The sequence below is a fragment of the Enterobacter cloacae complex sp. SHL001 genome (genome assembly GCF_049236825.1).
Classification (GTDB): Bacteria; Pseudomonadota; Gammaproteobacteria; order Enterobacterales; family Enterobacteriaceae; genus Enterobacter; species Enterobacter hormaechei_C.
Genome location: NZ_JBMKIP010000012.1, coordinates 1 through 14,642 on the forward strand (window position 1 = coordinate 1; position 14,642 = coordinate 14,642).

At 57.1% G+C, this 14,642-nt stretch carries 14 protein-coding genes and 1 tRNA gene; 10 read left to right on the top strand and 5 right to left on the bottom strand.

All coding sequences use genetic code 11. The features are described 5' to 3' along the window. Positions 1 to 115: 115 nt before the first annotated feature. A tRNA-Trp gene (locus ACOTYH_RS20800) sits at positions 116 to 191 on the top strand. 99 nt (positions 192 to 290) lie between these two features. Here ACOTYH_RS20800 and hdfR read toward each other — a convergent pair. Then, on the bottom strand, positions 291 to 1,112 hold the full coding sequence (gene hdfR / locus ACOTYH_RS20805) for an HTH-type transcriptional regulator HdfR (RefSeq protein ID WP_017693775.1): 822 nt from the start codon (positions 1,110 to 1,112) through the stop codon (positions 291 to 293). 118 nt (positions 1,113 to 1,230) lie between these two features. Here hdfR and ACOTYH_RS20810 point away from each other — a divergent pair, with 118 nt between their 5' ends. Beyond that, positions 1,231 to 1,569 carry a DUF413 domain-containing protein gene (locus ACOTYH_RS20810; protein WP_006808641.1) on the top strand — a complete coding sequence of 113 codons (339 nt, stop codon included), beginning with the start codon at positions 1,231 to 1,233 and terminating at the stop codon, positions 1,567 to 1,569. Between the two features lie 27 nt (positions 1,570 to 1,596). Here ACOTYH_RS20810 and ACOTYH_RS20815 read toward each other — a convergent pair whose 3' ends face one another. Beyond that, on the bottom strand, positions 1,597 to 3,117 hold the full coding sequence (locus ACOTYH_RS20815) for a YifB family Mg chelatase-like AAA ATPase (protein ID WP_032620478.1): 1,521 nt from the start codon (positions 3,115 to 3,117) through the stop codon (positions 1,597 to 1,599). A gap of 340 nt (positions 3,118 to 3,457) precedes the next feature. Here ACOTYH_RS20815 and ilvL point away from each other — a divergent pair, with 340 nt between their 5' ends. The 7 genes from ilvL (at position 3,458) to ilvA (ending at position 10,008) form a co-directional block, all read left to right on the top strand. After that, positions 3,458 to 3,556, top strand: coding sequence for an ilv operon leader peptide (gene ilvL / locus ACOTYH_RS20820; RefSeq protein ID WP_001311244.1), 99 nt, complete (start codon positions 3,458 to 3,460; stop codon positions 3,554 to 3,556). 86 nt (positions 3,557 to 3,642) lie between these two features. Next, a complete protein-coding gene (ilvX, locus tag ACOTYH_RS20825) occupies positions 3,643 to 3,693 on the top strand; it encodes a peptide IlvX (protein ID WP_166792073.1) in 51 nt (16 codons plus the stop codon). Between the two features lie 2 nt (positions 3,694 to 3,695). Further along, a complete protein-coding gene (ilvG, locus tag ACOTYH_RS20830) occupies positions 3,696 to 5,342 on the top strand; it encodes an acetolactate synthase 2 catalytic subunit (protein ID WP_058689195.1) in 1,647 nt (548 codons plus the stop codon). Next, a complete protein-coding gene (ilvM, locus tag ACOTYH_RS20835; RefSeq protein ID WP_003860184.1) occupies positions 5,339 to 5,602 on the top strand; it encodes an acetolactate synthase 2 small subunit in 264 nt (87 codons plus the stop codon). The genes ilvG and ilvM overlap by 4 nt, the downstream gene beginning before the upstream one ends. 18 nt (positions 5,603 to 5,620) lie before the next feature. Further along, complete coding sequence (gene ilvE / locus ACOTYH_RS20840) at positions 5,621 to 6,550, top strand: branched-chain-amino-acid transaminase (RefSeq protein WP_003860182.1); 930 nt, start codon at positions 5,621 to 5,623, stop codon at positions 6,548 to 6,550. A gap of 60 nt (positions 6,551 to 6,610) precedes the next feature. Next, on the top strand, positions 6,611 to 8,461 hold the full coding sequence (gene ilvD / locus ACOTYH_RS20845; protein WP_033488021.1) for a dihydroxy-acid dehydratase: 1,851 nt from the start codon (positions 6,611 to 6,613) through the stop codon (positions 8,459 to 8,461). 2 nt (positions 8,462 to 8,463) lie between these two features. Beyond that, on the top strand, positions 8,464 to 10,008 hold the full coding sequence (gene ilvA / locus ACOTYH_RS20850; protein WP_086524719.1) for a threonine ammonia-lyase, biosynthetic: 1,545 nt from the start codon (positions 8,464 to 8,466) through the stop codon (positions 10,006 to 10,008). A gap of 97 nt (positions 10,009 to 10,105) precedes the next feature. Here ilvA and ilvY read toward each other — a convergent pair whose 3' ends face one another. Continuing rightward, on the bottom strand, positions 10,106 to 10,996 hold the full coding sequence (gene ilvY / locus ACOTYH_RS20855) for an HTH-type transcriptional activator IlvY (RefSeq protein ID WP_017693777.1): 891 nt from the start codon (positions 10,994 to 10,996) through the stop codon (positions 10,106 to 10,108). 152 nt (positions 10,997 to 11,148) lie between these two features. Between ilvY and ilvC the strand changes: the two genes are divergently transcribed. Then, entirely contained in the window at positions 11,149 to 12,624 is a 1,476-nt protein-coding gene (ilvC, locus tag ACOTYH_RS20860; RefSeq protein ID WP_421637885.1) for a ketol-acid reductoisomerase, read from the top strand. Positions 12,625 to 12,662: 38 nt separating this feature from the next. Here ilvC and trmL read toward each other — a convergent pair whose 3' ends face one another. Together trmL and ACOTYH_RS20870 are read right to left on the bottom strand one after the other, a co-directional pair. After that, positions 12,663 to 13,136: a tRNA (uridine(34)/cytosine(34)/5-carboxymethylaminomethyluridine(34)-2'-O)-methyltransferase TrmL gene (gene trmL / locus ACOTYH_RS20865; RefSeq protein ID WP_003860178.1), complete on the bottom strand. Its 474-nt coding sequence runs from the start codon at positions 13,134 to 13,136 to the stop codon at positions 12,663 to 12,665. Positions 13,137 to 13,181: 45 nt separating this feature from the next. Then, positions 13,182 to 14,522, bottom strand: a complete 1,341-nt coding sequence (locus tag ACOTYH_RS20870) for an MFS transporter (protein ID WP_032651952.1) — start codon at positions 14,520 to 14,522, stop codon at positions 13,182 to 13,184. Positions 14,523 to 14,642: the final 120 nt, after the last annotated feature.

Genomic DNA, 14,642 nt, shown 5'->3' on the forward strand with positions numbered 1-14,642 from the left:
GTCGGTTAGAATACCTGCCTGTCACGCAGGGGGTCGCGGGTTCGAGTCCCGTCCGTTCCGCCACTTATTAAGACATTAAGCCTGCCCTTCCGGCAGGCTTAATGGCAAAAACTTTAGGGGCGTAGCTCAGTTGGTAGAGCACCGGTCTCCAAAACCGGGTGTCGCGAGTTCGAGTCTCTCCGCCCCTGCCATATAGAATCCTTTGCTTCGGCAAAGGATTTTTTTTGCCTGCAAAACAGCTCAACACCTTCCTGAAGAATAAGCAGCCTGCGTTTCCGCAGGCTGTTGCGTTAATCCAGTATGCTGGTTTTTAACAGATCTTTTATCTGCGACTGCTTATCGCTGTTTTGCAGCCAAATGGCATACAGCGGCCTGGAGAGCGTTGTCGAATCGGTGACAACATGGAGTGCGGGTTTATTATCCGCCCAGCGAACAGGTAACCAGGTACAGCCTTTCAATGCGGGAAGATGCTGGCATGCGATCTCCGCAGAGCTTGTCGTGAGCTGCGGGATATCATCGCTGGCAATTAACCCCGTCTCGTGTTGCTGAAAATCAGGCCCCCATTCCAGGCGTAAATAATTCAGGTCGGCCTTCATCATTGCAGGCTCCGATGCATAGAGCGCCAGGCTAAACTGTCCAACAATCTGGCTGCTAAATTCGTCCATCTTGGGGGCTTCTGTGGTGATCAGCAGATCAAGCTGCCGCTCGTGGAGTTGCTTAACCAGCGACTGACGTTGCGCAATCCTCGCCTCAAATTGCAGATGGTTGTGTGTGCGATATAGCCGCATAAGCCATTGGCTGAGCATGCATTCCCATAGCGATGCGCTGGCACCGATCGAGAATTCATTATGCCGGGAGGTGTGCGCAACCTCCTTTCGCGCTGCCTGCCAGGTATTCATCAGGGTTTCTGCATAAGGCAACAGCTTTTCACCAGCCGGAGTTAAACGAATATTGTTGCGATGGCGGGTAAAAAGGTTCACACCCAGTTGATTTTCCAGCTGTCGAATACGAAAACTGACTGCTGACTGCGTCAGGTAGAGGGCTTCAGCTGCTCGCCCAAAGTGTCGCGTTCTGCTCACTTCGAGGAAAGTTTTTAGCAATTCCGTATCCACATCTTTCTCCACAAAATTATTTGTCGTTATGATTTAAATGTTTTGTTTTACACTCTGTCAAGCGTAACTAATACTCCGCGCCATAAATAGCTCGGCCAAAGAATTAGGAGCGTGTAGGATGGCGGAAAGCTTTACGACGACTAATCGTTTTTTCGACAATAAACATTACCCGCGCGGGTTCTCTCGTCACGGCGATTTCACTATCAAAGAAGCTCAACTTCTTGAGCGCCATGGTTATGCCTTTAACGAGCTGGATCTGGGTAAACGTGAACCGGCAACCGAAGATGAAAAACAGTTTGTCTCTGTTTGCCGTGGTGAGCGTGAGCCGCAGTCTGATGCAGAACGTGTATGGATCAAGTATATGGCTCGCATTAAGCGTCCTAAGCGTTTCCATACGCTGTCTGGCGGTAAGCCGCAGATGGAAGGTGCAGAAGACTACACCGAGTCTGACGATTAAGAAGAGAAGGGGCTACGGCCCCTTTTTTTACGCCAGCATTTTTTGCAGATGCAACAGCAGCCGATCGATCGCACGGTAACTTAATGCCTCCTGCAAATGCCGCCTCTCTATTCCGGGGCAGCCCTCCACGTCGGCGACCGTGCGCGCTACTTTCAACAAACGCTGCCACGCGCGAATGGATAGCCCAAACCGCGTCAGTGTCTCTTCCAGCCAGCCTGCATCTTCAGCGTTGAGAGAACAAAACTGTCGGATCCCGCTGTTATCCAGCCGGGCATTCAGCCTGTTCTGACGAGCATACTGCCGCGCCTGCGCCGCAATAACCCGTTCACGCACAGTTGCTGAGCTTTCGCCCCTAATACCGGTTTGCCTCAGCAGACCGGGCGGGGGCAGGGGGATCTCGAGAGATAAATCAAAACGGTCGAGGAAGGGGCCAGACAGCTTACTCAGATAGCGCAGCGTCTGCTCCGGCGTACAGCGGTTATGATTGCCCTGATAATGACCCGTAGGGCTAGGGTTCATCGCCGCGACTAGCTGAAACTGCGCAGGGTAGCTTATTTTGGCCCGTGTACGAGACAAATGGATTTCGCCGGATTCAATCGGCTCCCGCAATGCATCCAGCACGCGGCGTTCAAACTCTGGCAATTCATCCAGAAACAAAATGCCGTTGTGCGCCAGTGAGATTTCACCCGGTCCGGGGATCGAACCCCCGCCCACCATCGCGGTAAGAGACGCACTGTGGTGTGGAGAGCGGAAAGGACGGCGGCGCCACTGTTTATGCAGCGAGGTAGAACTGACCAGGCTAAATATCGCGGCGCTTTCCAGTGCTTCATGATTATTGAGGGGTGGCAACAGGCCGCTCAATCTGCTCGCCAGCATCGTTTTCCCCGTGCCTGGCGGACCTATCAGTAACAGGTTATGCCCACCCGCGGCCGTTATCTCTAACGCCCGTTTACCCTGTTCCTGACCCATAATATCGCTGAGATCCTCGGGCGAAGCTGGCGCCACCTCGTCATTCTCCTGCGGCTCGGCAAGCTCGTGTCGGCCTTCCAGCCAGGCGCAAACCTCTTGCAAATGTCCCGCGACAAGACACCCCTTTTCGGCGATAAGGCTTACTTCAGAGGCATTTTCATTGGCCACAATGATTTGTCTTCCCGCGCGTATGGCTTCAAGCGCACCCGAGATTGCTCCGGGAACGCCTCTTAACGCGCCTGTAAGCGCTAATTCACCCACGAACTCACACGAGCTTAGCCCTGGCGTATTGAGCTGTTCAGAAGCCGCGAGAAGCGCTATAGCAATAGGTAAATCATATCGCCCTCCCTCCTTTGGCAAATCGGCGGGCGCAAGGTTAATGGTGATCTTCTTCGCCGGAAAAGCATAACCGCTATTAATAATTGCGCTGCGCACGCGATCCCTCGCCTCTTTAACGGTCGTTTCTGGTAAGCCGACCAGCGTCAGTCCGGGCAGTCCATTACTTAAATGAACCTCTACAGAAATAAGCGGTGCCTTCACACCGATGGCCGCGCGTGTATAAACAACTGACAATGACATAAGCCCTCCTTGGCGGTGACTATGCCAGCATCATTTTTTCCTGTTTAGCACTAATTCACTGAATTACGGCGCTCGTTCCAGCCTTTTAGCGGCAAAATGTAATCATTACATGTGGGTGGAATTGGCCTCGCAGAAAAGAAATCATGCGCGCCTTGCCTGATGAAACAGGACAAAAAAATGAAAAATCTTCATTTCTATTTTTTCCCTATATAAAACAACGATTTTGAAAGAAATAGTTCGCATGCTACAGATATAGGTCATAAAAAAATCTTGTGTCAGATGAAATATCTGTGGTAACTCTTTAGGTATTCCTTCGAACAAGATGCAAAAAGAACTGAAAATGACAGCCCTTCTACGAGTGATTAGCCTGGTCGTGATTAGCGTGGTGGTGATTATTATCCCACCGTGCGGGGCTGCACTTGGACGAGGAAAGGCTTAGAAATCAAGCCTTAACGAACTAAGACCCCCGCACCGAAAGGTCCGGGGGTTTTTTTATGACTAAAAAACTTAAATGAGGAGCAGAGAATGACGACTAGCACAAAATTCTGTTTCTCCAGATTTATGACGGGGAACTAACTATGAATGGGGCACAATGGGTAGTACATGCGTTGCGCGCGCAGGGAGTCGAAACCGTATTCGGTTATCCGGGTGGCGCAATTATGCCGATTTACGATGCACTGTATGACGGCGGCGTGGAACACCTGTTGTGCCGACACGAGCAGGGCGCAGCGATGGCCGCCATCGGTTATGCCCGTGCGACCGGTAAAACTGGCGTCTGTATGGCCACCTCAGGTCCCGGCGCAACGAACCTGATCACCGGCCTGGCTGACGCGCTGCTCGATTCCGTACCCGTGGTGGCGATCACCGGCCAGGTGGCCTCTCCATTCATCGGCACCGATGCTTTCCAGGAAGTGGATGTGCTCGGTTTATCGCTGGCCTGCACCAAACACAGCTTCCTCGTTCAGTCTCTCGAAGAGCTGCCGCGTGTGATGGCCGAAGCGTTCGAGGTTGCCAGCTCTGGCCGTCCTGGCCCGGTTCTGGTTGATATCCCGAAAGATATCCAGGTTGCACTCGGCGAACTGGAGCCGCATTTCTCTACCGTGGAAAGCGATAATGCGTTCCCGCATGCAGAGGTGGAAGAGGCGCGTCAGATGATGGCGCAGGCCAAACAACCGATGCTGTACGTAGGCGGCGGCGTGGGCATGGCGCAGGCTGTTCCGGCGCTTCGCGCGTTCATTGCGACCACGCAAATGCCCGCCACCTGCACGCTGAAAGGTCTCGGTGCGGTAGAGGCAGATTACCCGTACTACCTCGGCATGCTGGGGATGCATGGTACCAAAGCGGCAAACCTGGCGGTGCAGGATTGCGACTTGCTTATCGCCGTCGGCGCACGTTTTGACGACCGCGTTACCGGCAAGCTGAATACCTTCGCGCCGAACGCCAAAGTGATCCATATGGACATCGACCCGGCGGAGATGAGCAAACTGCGTCAGGCGCATGTCGCGTTGCAGGGCGATCTTAACGCGCTGTTACCGGCGCTGGAGCAGCCGCTGGATATCAACCCATGGCGTCAGCACACCGCTGATATGCGTACTGAACACGCGTGGCGTTACGATCACCCAGGCGACGCCATCTATGCGCCGCTGCTGTTGAAACAGCTGTCAGACCGTAAACCCGCAGACAGCGTGGTAACGACGGATGTCGGCCAGCATCAGATGTGGTCAGCCCAGCACATGACCTACACCCGCCCGGAGAACTTTATCACCTCGAGCGGGTTAGGGACGATGGGCTTCGGTCTGCCCGCTGCCGTGGGCGCACAGGTTGCCCGCCCGAACGATACCGTTATCTGTATCTCCGGTGACGGCTCCTTCATGATGAACGTCCAGGAGCTCGGCACCGTGAAGCGTAAGCAGTTACCGCTGAAGATCGTCTTGCTCGATAACCAGCGTTTAGGCATGGTTCGCCAGTGGCAGCAGCTGTTCTTCCAGGAGCGTTACAGCGAAACGACCCTGACCGATAACCCCGATTTCCTCACCCTGGCCAGCGCCTTTGGCATTCCTGGCCAGCACATCACCCGTAAAGACCAGGTTGAAGCGGCACTCGACACCATGCTGTCAAGCGAAGGGCCATACCTGCTTCATGTCTCAATCGACGAGCTTGAGAACGTCTGGCCGTTGGTACCGCCCGGTGCCAGTAACTCACAAATGCTGGAGAAATTATCATGATGCAACATCAGGTCGCCGTGCAGGCTCGCTTCAACCCGGAAACGTTAGAACGCGTATTGCGCGTGGTTCGCCACCGTGGCTTTCAGATTTGCTCTATGAATATGGAAACGGCCACCGACGCGCAGAACATCAGTATCGAATTAACCGTTGCCAGCCCGCGGCCGGTCGACTTACTGTTTAGTCAGTTATCAAAACTGGTAGACGTTGCCCATGTTGCCATCTGCCAGAGCACAACCACATCACAACAAATCCGCGCTTAAGCGTGACAGGACGAAAAAATGACGACAAAAAAAGCTGATTACATTTGGTTCAATGGTGAGATGGTTCGCTGGGAAGACGCGAAAGTTCACGTGATGTCCCACGCGCTGCACTACGGCACCTCCGTGTTTGAAGGGATCCGTTGCTACGATTCTCACAAAGGGCCAGTGGTGTTCCGCCATCGCGAACACATGCAGCGTCTGCATGACTCAGCCAAAATTTATCGTTTCCCGGTCTCCCAAAGCGTTGATGAGCTGATGGAAGCCTGCCGCGAGGTGATTCGCCAGAACAAACTGACCAGCGCCTATATTCGTCCGCTGGTGTTCGTGGGCGACGTTGGCATGGGCGTGAACCCGCCCGCCGGCTATAACACCGATGTGATCATTGCCGCGTTCCCGTGGGGCGCCTACCTGGGCGCGGAAGCGCTGGATCAGGGGATCGACGCAATGGTTTCTTCCTGGAACCGCGTGGCGCCAAACACTATCCCGACTGCGGCTAAAGCGGGCGGTAACTACCTTTCCTCACTGCTGGTCGGCAGCGAAGCGCGCCGTCACGGCTATCAGGAAGGTATCGCGCTGGATGTGAATGGCTACATCTCCGAAGGTGCGGGCGAAAACCTGTTTGAAGTGAAAGACGGCATTCTGTTCACCCCGCCGTTCACTTCGTCCGCGCTGCCGGGCATCACCCGCGACGCCATCATCAAGCTGGCAAAAGATCTGGGTATCGAAGTGCGCGAGCAGGTACTGTCCCGCGAATCCCTGTACCTGGCTGACGAAGTGTTCATGTCCGGTACCGCGGCTGAAATTACGCCGGTGCGTAGCGTAGACGGCATTCAGGTGGGCGAAGGCCGCTGTGGCCCGGTCACCAAACGCATTCAGCAAGCCTTCTTCGGCCTGTTCACCGGCGAAACAGAAGACAAATACGGCTGGTTGGATCAGGTTAATCACTAAATATAAATTTGGGACGGCACGCACCGTCCCATTAAATAGTCAGACGGGAGTAAATAAAGCATGCCTAAGTATCGTTCAGCCACCACCACCCACGGCCGTAATATGGCGGGTGCCCGCGCACTGTGGCGCGCCACCGGAATGACCGACGCCGATTTCGGCAAGCCAATTATCGCCGTGGTGAACTCCTTCACCCAGTTTGTACCGGGCCACGTGCACCTGCGCGATCTCGGCAAGCTGGTTGCCGAGCAAATCGAAGCCTCCGGCGGCGTGGCGAAAGAGTTCAACACCATTGCGGTGGATGACGGTATCGCAATGGGCCACGGGGGAATGCTCTATTCACTGCCGTCGCGCGAGCTGATCGCCGACTCGGTGGAGTACATGGTTAATGCCCACTGCGCCGATGCGATGGTCTGTATCTCCAACTGCGACAAAATCACCCCGGGGATGCTGATGGCTTCCCTGCGCCTGAACATTCCGGTGATCTTCGTTTCTGGTGGCCCAATGGAAGCGGGGAAAACCAAGCTCTCCGACAAAATCATCAAGCTCGACCTGGTCGATGCGATGATCCAGGGCGCGGATCCGAAAGTCACTGACGAGCAGAGCGACCAGGTGGAACGCTCCGCGTGCCCGACCTGCGGCTCCTGTTCCGGGATGTTCACCGCCAACTCCATGAACTGCCTGACCGAAGCGCTGGGTCTTTCTCAGCCGGGTAACGGCTCGCTGCTGGCGACCCACGCCGACCGTAAACAGCTGTTCCTTAACGCGGGCAAGCGCATCGTTGAGCTGACCAAACGCTACTACGAGCAGGACGACGCCAGCGCGCTGCCGCGTAACATCGCCAGCAAAGCGGCGTTCGAAAACGCCATGACGCTGGATATCGCCATGGGCGGTTCCACCAACACCGTTCTGCACCTGCTGGCCGCCGCGCAGGAAGCTGAAATCGACTTCACCATGAGCGACATCGACAAGCTCTCCCGCAAAGTGCCGCAGCTGTGTAAAGTCGCGCCGAGTACCCAGAAGTACCACATGGAAGATGTCCACCGTGCGGGTGGCGTGATTGGTATTCTCGGCGAGCTGGATCGCGCCGGGCTGCTGAACCGCGACGTGAAAAACGTGCTCGGCCTGACGCTGCCGGAGTCGCTGGAGCAGTACGACGTGATGCTGACCAAAGACGACGCGGTGAAAAACATGTATCGCGCCGGTCCGGCGGGCATCCGTACCACCCAGGCGTTCTCGCAGGATTGCCGCTGGGACACGCTGGATGACGATCGCGCCGAAGGCTGCATTCGCTCGCTGGAACATGCCTACAGCAAAGACGGCGGTCTGGCCGTGCTGTACGGTAACTTCGCGGAAAATGGCTGCATTGTGAAAACCGCAGGCGTGGACGACAGCATCCTGAAATTTACCGGCCCGGCAAAAGTGTATGAAAGCCAGGACGAAGCGGTAGACGCTATCCTCGGCGGCAAAGTGGTGGAAGGCGACGTGGTGGTCATTCGCTACGAAGGGCCGAAAGGCGGTCCGGGCATGCAGGAGATGCTCTACCCGACCACCTTCCTGAAATCGATGGGCCTCGGCAAAGCCTGCGCGCTGATCACCGATGGTCGATTCTCTGGCGGCACGTCAGGCCTCTCCATTGGTCACGTCTCGCCAGAAGCGGCAAGCGGCGGCAATATCGCGATCATCGAAGATGGCGACCTGATCGAAATCGACATTCCGAACCGCGGCATTCAGCTGAAGCTGAGTGACCAGGAGATTGCGGCCCGTCGTGAGGCGCAGGAAGCCCGCGGCGACAAAGCCTGGACGCCGAAAGATCGTCAGCGTGAAGTCTCCTTCGCCCTGCGCGCTTACGCGAGTCTTGCCACCAGTGCAGATAAAGGCGCGGTGCGCGATAAATCTAAACTGGGGGGCTAATGATGGCCGAGTCACAACCCTTATCCGCCGCCCCGGAGGGGGCGGAATACCTGAGAGCGGTACTACGCGCGCCGGTCTATGAAGCGGTGCAGGTCACGCCCCTGCAAAAAATGGACAAAATCTCTTCGCGTCTCGACAACGTCATTCTGGTGAAGCGTGAAGACAGGCAGCCGGTGCACAGCTTCAAGCTGCGCGGCGCCTACGCGATGATGGCCGGGCTGACGGACGAGCAGAAAGCGCGCGGGGTGATTACCGCCTCGGCGGGCAATCACGCGCAGGGCGTGGCGTTCTCCTCGGCGCGTCTGGGGCTGAAGGCGCTGATCGTGATGCCGGTCGCCACCGCAGATATCAAGGTCGACGCGGTGCGCGGGTTCGGCGGAGAAGTGCTGCTTCACGGCGCTAACTTTGACGAAGCCAAAGCCAAAGCGATTGAGCTGGCGCAGCAGCAGGGCTTCACCTGGGTGCCGCCGTTCGATCACCCGATGGTGATTGCCGGGCAGGGTACGCTGGCGCTGGAACTGTTGCAGCAGGACGCCCATCTCGACCGCGTTTTCGTCCCGGTGGGCGGCGGTGGCTTAGCCGCAGGTGTGGCGGTGCTGATCAAACAGCTGATGCCGCAGATCAAAGTGATTGCGGTTGAAGCGGAAGACTCTGCCTGCCTGAAGGCGGCGCTGGACGCCGGACATCCGGTAGATCTGCCGCGCGTCGGGCTGTTCGCCGAGGGCGTGGCGGTGAAGCGCATTGGCGACGAAACGTTCCGCCTGTGCCAGGAGTATCTCGACGATATCGTCACCGTCGACAGCGACGCTATCTGCGCGGCGATGAAAGATCTCTTCGAGGATGTGCGTGCGGTGGCGGAACCATCCGGCGCGCTGGCGCTGGCGGGAATGAAAAAATACATCGCCCAGCACAATATTCGCGGCGAGCGTCTGGCGCACGTGCTTTCCGGTGCCAACGTGAACTTCCACGGTCTGCGCTACGTTTCCGAGCGCTGTGAGCTGGGTGAGCAGCGTGAAGCGCTGCTGGCGGTGACCATTCCGGAAGAGAAGGGCAGCTTCCTGAAGTTCTGTCAGCTGCTGGGCGGTCGTTCGGTAACGGAGTTCAACTACCGCTTTGCCGATGCCAAAGATGCGTGCATTTTTGTCGGCGTGCGTCTGAGCCGTGGCGTGGAGGAGCGCAAAGAGATCCTCAGCCTGCTGCATGACGGCGGTTACAGCGTGGTCGATCTCTCCGACGACGAGATGGCGAAGCTGCACGTGCGTTACATGGTCGGCGGCCGTCCATCCAAGCCGCTGAAGGAACGCCTGTTCAGCTTCGAGTTCCCGGAATCGCCGGGCGCGCTGCTCAAGTTCCTGCACACGTTGGGCACGCACTGGAACATCTCTCTGTTCCACTACCGCAGCCACGGCACCGACTATGGCCGCGTACTGGCGGCGTTCGAGCTGGGCGAGCACGAGCCGGATTTCGAAACGCGCCTGAACGAGCTGGGCTATGAGTGCCATGACGAAACCCACAACCCGGCGTTCCGTTTCTTCCTGGCGGGTTAGGTTGTTCGGGAAAATGCCTGATGGCGCTGCGCTTATCAGGCCTACGTTCTAAGGTTTGAACTGCGTGTAGGCCGTGTAAGCGCAGCTCCACCCGGCTTTAGTGGTTCGGCAATATCGTCCAGAACGCATCAATAAGCGGCTCATGCAGCCGCTTTTTTTGTGCGCACACGCCGAGCTCGAACGGCGTTTTCTCATCGCTGCGTTCTAAAATCATCACGCGATTGCGCACCGGCTCCGGGCTGTTTTCCAGCACCACTTCCGGCAGCAGCGCCACGCCGCAGCCGAGCGCCACCATCGATACCATCGCCTCATGGCCGCCGACCGTGGCGTAAATCGACGGGTTACTGATCTTCTGGCGGCGGAACCACAGCTCAATGCGGCGGCGCACCGGCCCCTGATCGGCCATGATAAACGGCACCGTGGACCAGTCCGGTTTCTCCACCGAAACCTGGTTGCGCACCGGGCAGGGCAGCGCCGGGGCAATCAGCACTACCGCCAGATTTTCCAGCATCGAGAACGCCACCGCCCCCGGCAGCGTTTCGGGTTTCCCGGCAATCGCCAGATCCGCTTCGCCCGTTACCACTTTTTCCATCGCGTCGGCGGCATCGCCGGTGGTGAGCTTAATTTCAACCGACGGATGTTCCGCACGGAAGCGGTCGAGAATGGGGGGAAGATGGCTGTAGGCAGCGGTCACGGAACAGAAAATATGCAGCTCGCCGGAAAGCGACGGCCCTTGCTGGTCGATGGTGTGCCGCAGCTGCTGATACTGTAATAACGTCTGCTGAGCAAAGATGCGCAGCTCTTCACCGGCTTCCGTGAGGGTGACGGTGCGGTTATCGCGCACGAACAGCGGCTGGCCGAGGTCTTCCTCAAGGCGCTGGATCTGGCGCGACAGCGTGGAGGGGCTGACGTGCATCGCCCGGGCGCTACGGCCAAAGTGACGGCTTTCCGCCAGGTGCAGGAACATTTTCAGATCGCGTAAATCCACCGATTCCACTCCCTCTTTTTACATTGCATAAATTGCAATGTGACGTTGTGAATATATCAATTTCCGCAATAAATTTCCTGTTGTAATGTGGGTACATTCTCGCTGAAACGCGAACCGAACAATAAGACACACAACATCACGAGGTATCACCCATGGCTAACTACTTTAATACACTGAACTTGCGCCAGCAGCTGGCGCAGCTGGGCAAATGCCGCTTCATGGCGCGCGATGAATTTGCTGATGGCGCGAGCTACCTTCAGGGTAAAAAAGTGGTCATTGTCGGCTGTGGCGCACAGGGTCTGAACCAGGGCCTGAACATGCGTGACTCCGGGCTGGATATCTCCTACGCCCTGCGCAAAGAAGCGATTGCTGAGAAGCGTGCTTCCTGGCGTAAAGCGACCGAAAACGGCTTCAAAGTGGGCACCTACGAAGAGCTGATCCCGCAGGCGGATCTGGTGGTTAACCTGACGCCGGACAAGCAGCACTCTGACGTTGTGCGTTCCGTACAGCCGCTGATGAAAGACGGCGCCGCGCTGGGTTACTCCCACGGCTTCAACATCGTTGAAGTGGGCGAGCAGATCCGTAAAGACATCACCGTGGTGATGGTGGCACCGAAGTGCCCGGGCACCGAAGTGCGCGAAGAGTACAAACGTGGCTTCGGCGTACCGACGCTGATCGCCGTTCACCCGGAAAACGATCCGAAAGGCGAAGGCATGGCGATTGCCAAAGCCTGGGCTGCGGCCACTGGCGGCCATCGTGCGGGCGTGCTGGAATCTTCCTTCGTTGCGGAAGTGAAATCTGACCTGATGGGCGAGCAGACCATCCTGTGCGGCATGCTCCAGGCCGGCTCTCTGCTGTGCTTCGACAAGCTGGTGGAAGAAGGCACCGATCCGGCATACGCGGAAAAACTGATTCAGTTCGGCTGGGAAACCATCACCGAAGCGCTGAAGCAGGGCGGCATTACGCTGATGATGGACCGACTGTCCAACCCGGCAAAACTGCGCGCGTTCGCACTCTCTGAACAGCTGAAAACCATCATGGCGCCGCTGTTCCAGAAACATATGGACGACATTATCTCCGGCGAGTTCTCTTCCGGCATGATGGCGGACTGGGCGAATGACGATAAGAAACTGCTGACCTGGCGCGAAGAGACCGGTAAAACCGCGTTCGAAACCGCACCACAGTATGACGGCAAGATCACCGAGCAGGAGTACTTCGATAAAGGCGTCCTTATGATCGCGATGGTGAAAGCGGGCGTTGAGCTGGCGTTCGAAACCATGGTGGATTCGGGCATCATTGAAGAATCTGCGTACTACGAATCGCTGCACGAGCTGCCGCTGATCGCAAACACCATCGCTCGTAAGCGCCTGTATGAGATGAACGTGGTGATCTCCGATACTGCCGAGTACGGTAACTACCTGTTCTCTTACGCCTGCGTACCGCTGCTGAAAGAGTTCATGACCACCCTGCAAGCGGGCGATCTGGGCCAGGCGATTGCGGAAGGAGCGGTTGATAACGCGCAGCTGCGTGACGTCAACGAAGCGATTCGCAGCCACGAAATCGAGAAAGTGGGCCAGAAACTGCGTGACTACATGACCGATATGAAACGTATCGCGGTAGCAGGCTAAACACGACGAATCGGGTGGCGTAAGCCACCCGAACTGTTTTAGCTACGCAATATCGCGCCGGGATAACCCAGCTGGCGCCACGCCTCATACACCACCACCGACACCGCATTCGACAGGTTCATGCTGCGGCTGTCCGGCATCATCGGAATACGAATTTTCTGCTCAGCGGGCAGGGCATCCAGAATGGTGGCCGGCAGGCCGCGGGTTTCCGGACCAAACATCAGATAATCCCCGTCCTGATAGCTTACGGCGCTGTGCGCTGGCGTACCTTTGGTGGTCAGGGCGAACATGCGCTGTGGTTTTTCGGATCCCAGAAACGCGGCGTAATCGTGATGACGAACGACGGCGGTAAACTCATGGTAGTCCAGCCCCGCGCGGCGCAGACGTTTGTCGTCCCACGTAAAGCCCATCGGCTCAATGATGTGCAGACGAAAACCGGTGTTGGCGCACAGGCGGATAATATTGCCGGTGTTCGGCGGAATTTCTGGTTCGAATAAGACGATGTTAAGCATGCTGCCCCCTTAATTGCGGGGGCAGAATAGCAGAAAAGAGAGGGACTAGGCGACGCCCGGCTCCTGCGCGCGGCTATACAGCATTTTGTAGACGGTTGCCGCCGCAGCCACGAGAGCAGGTACGCTGAGGATCATTAAAATACTGTCCGCCTGCCACTGCATGGAAAGAAGCTGGGCGCTGGTCATGGTGCCCGCCACGCCGCCGAAGCGGCCGATCCCCTGCATCCAGGCGATACCCGTCGCACGGCACTCGGTAGGGTAAAAGGTGGCGGCCAGGGTCTGCATGCCCGACTGCGCGCCGTTCATCGCGATCCCCATCAGGAAAATTAACCCGCCAAACAGGGCGATATGGTTATGCTCAATGCCGAGTAAAAGAATCAGGCCCATCGTCAGCACGAAACCACACGCGACCACCTTGTGCGCTTCCCAGCGATCCATCATCCAGCCCGCGAGCAAAATGCCAGCGGTGCCGCCGAAGGTGAACAGCGAGGTAAGCCAGGCGGATTCCGCCAGCGCATATCCCATCCCCTGCATCAGCGTTGGCATCCAGCTCAGCAGGACGTAATAAATCACCAGCCCCATAAAATAGGTGACCCACAGCATCAGGGTGCCGGGCAGCCAGGGCATGGAAAACAGCTGCGACACGCTGCCTTTTTTCGACGCGACTTTCTCCTCCGCGAGGAAAAAGCCCGTGACGCTATCCAGCGTGCTGCGGGCGAACCGGCTGGCGATGCGGCGAACCTGGGCGACGTCTTTCCCGCGCTGCACCAGAAACTTCACCGACTCCGGCAACAGCAGCGCCAGCAGCACCGTTAAAATCAGCGGCGCAATCGCGCCGGTCAGCAGCACGCTTCGCCAGCCATGGTGAGGGATAAGCCAGGACGAGATTGCTCCGCCGCCCGCCGCACCCAGAGGGAAGCCGCAGTACATGGTGTTAATTGCCATGGCGCGGCAGCGCTGGGGGGCAAACTCGGAGATCAGCGTGATGGCGTTAGGCATGGCAGCGCCGAGGCCGAGGCCTGTCAGAAATCGCCATAGCGTCAGGGTATTCAGACTTTGCGCCCAGGCCGTGCCCAGGCTCGCCAGGCCGAAGAACAGACACGAAAAGACCAGCACGCGCTTGCGTCCCATCCTGTCCGATACCGGACCTGCAATAAGGGCTCCCAGCGACAGCCCCAGCAGCGCCGCACTCAGCACCGGCCCCAGATCCTGTTTATGTATTCCCCACTCCGTCGACAGCGTAGGCGCAATGTAACCCATCGCTGCGGTATCAAACCCATCGATCGCCAGCACCAGAAAGCCCAGCACAATAAGAAGCCAGTGAAACCCTGAAAAAGGACTTTCATCGATCACCTGCTGAATATCCACCTTACCTGAATACGCCATACGCTCCACTCCGATCTGATGTTGTTTTTGTGTTCTTGTATTTGCTTGTCTATACAATTGCGGACGGCAGGTGGATGTCAAATTTTCTTATCCAGAATGTTACGCAGGTGTTATTTTCGA

Coding starts and splice junctions, on each gene's coding strand:
- ACOTYH_RS20810 (WP_006808641.1), top strand. CDS start 1,231: ATGGCGGAAAGCTTTACGACGACTAATCGTTTTTTCGACAATAAACAT.
- ACOTYH_RS20815 (WP_032620478.1), bottom strand. CDS start 3,117: ATGTCATTGTCAGTTGTTTATACACGCGCGGCCATCGGTGTGAAGGCA.
- ilvL (WP_001311244.1), top strand. CDS start 3,458: ATGACAGCCCTTCTACGAGTGATTAGCCTGGTCGTGATTAGCGTGGTG.
- ilvG (WP_058689195.1), top strand. CDS start 3,696: ATGAATGGGGCACAATGGGTAGTACATGCGTTGCGCGCGCAGGGAGTC.
- ilvM (WP_003860184.1), top strand. CDS start 5,339: ATGATGCAACATCAGGTCGCCGTGCAGGCTCGCTTCAACCCGGAAACG.
- ilvE (WP_003860182.1), top strand. CDS start 5,621: ATGACGACAAAAAAAGCTGATTACATTTGGTTCAATGGTGAGATGGTT.
- ilvD (WP_033488021.1), top strand. CDS start 6,611: ATGCCTAAGTATCGTTCAGCCACCACCACCCACGGCCGTAATATGGCG.
- ilvA (WP_086524719.1), top strand. CDS start 8,464: ATGGCCGAGTCACAACCCTTATCCGCCGCCCCGGAGGGGGCGGAATAC.
- ilvC (WP_421637885.1), top strand. CDS start 11,149: ATGGCTAACTACTTTAATACACTGAACTTGCGCCAGCAGCTGGCGCAG.
- trmL (WP_003860178.1), bottom strand. CDS start 13,136: ATGCTTAACATCGTCTTATTCGAACCAGAAATTCCGCCGAACACCGGC.
- ACOTYH_RS20870 (WP_032651952.1), bottom strand. CDS start 14,522: ATGGCGTATTCAGGTAAGGTGGATATTCAGCAGGTGATCGATGAAAGT.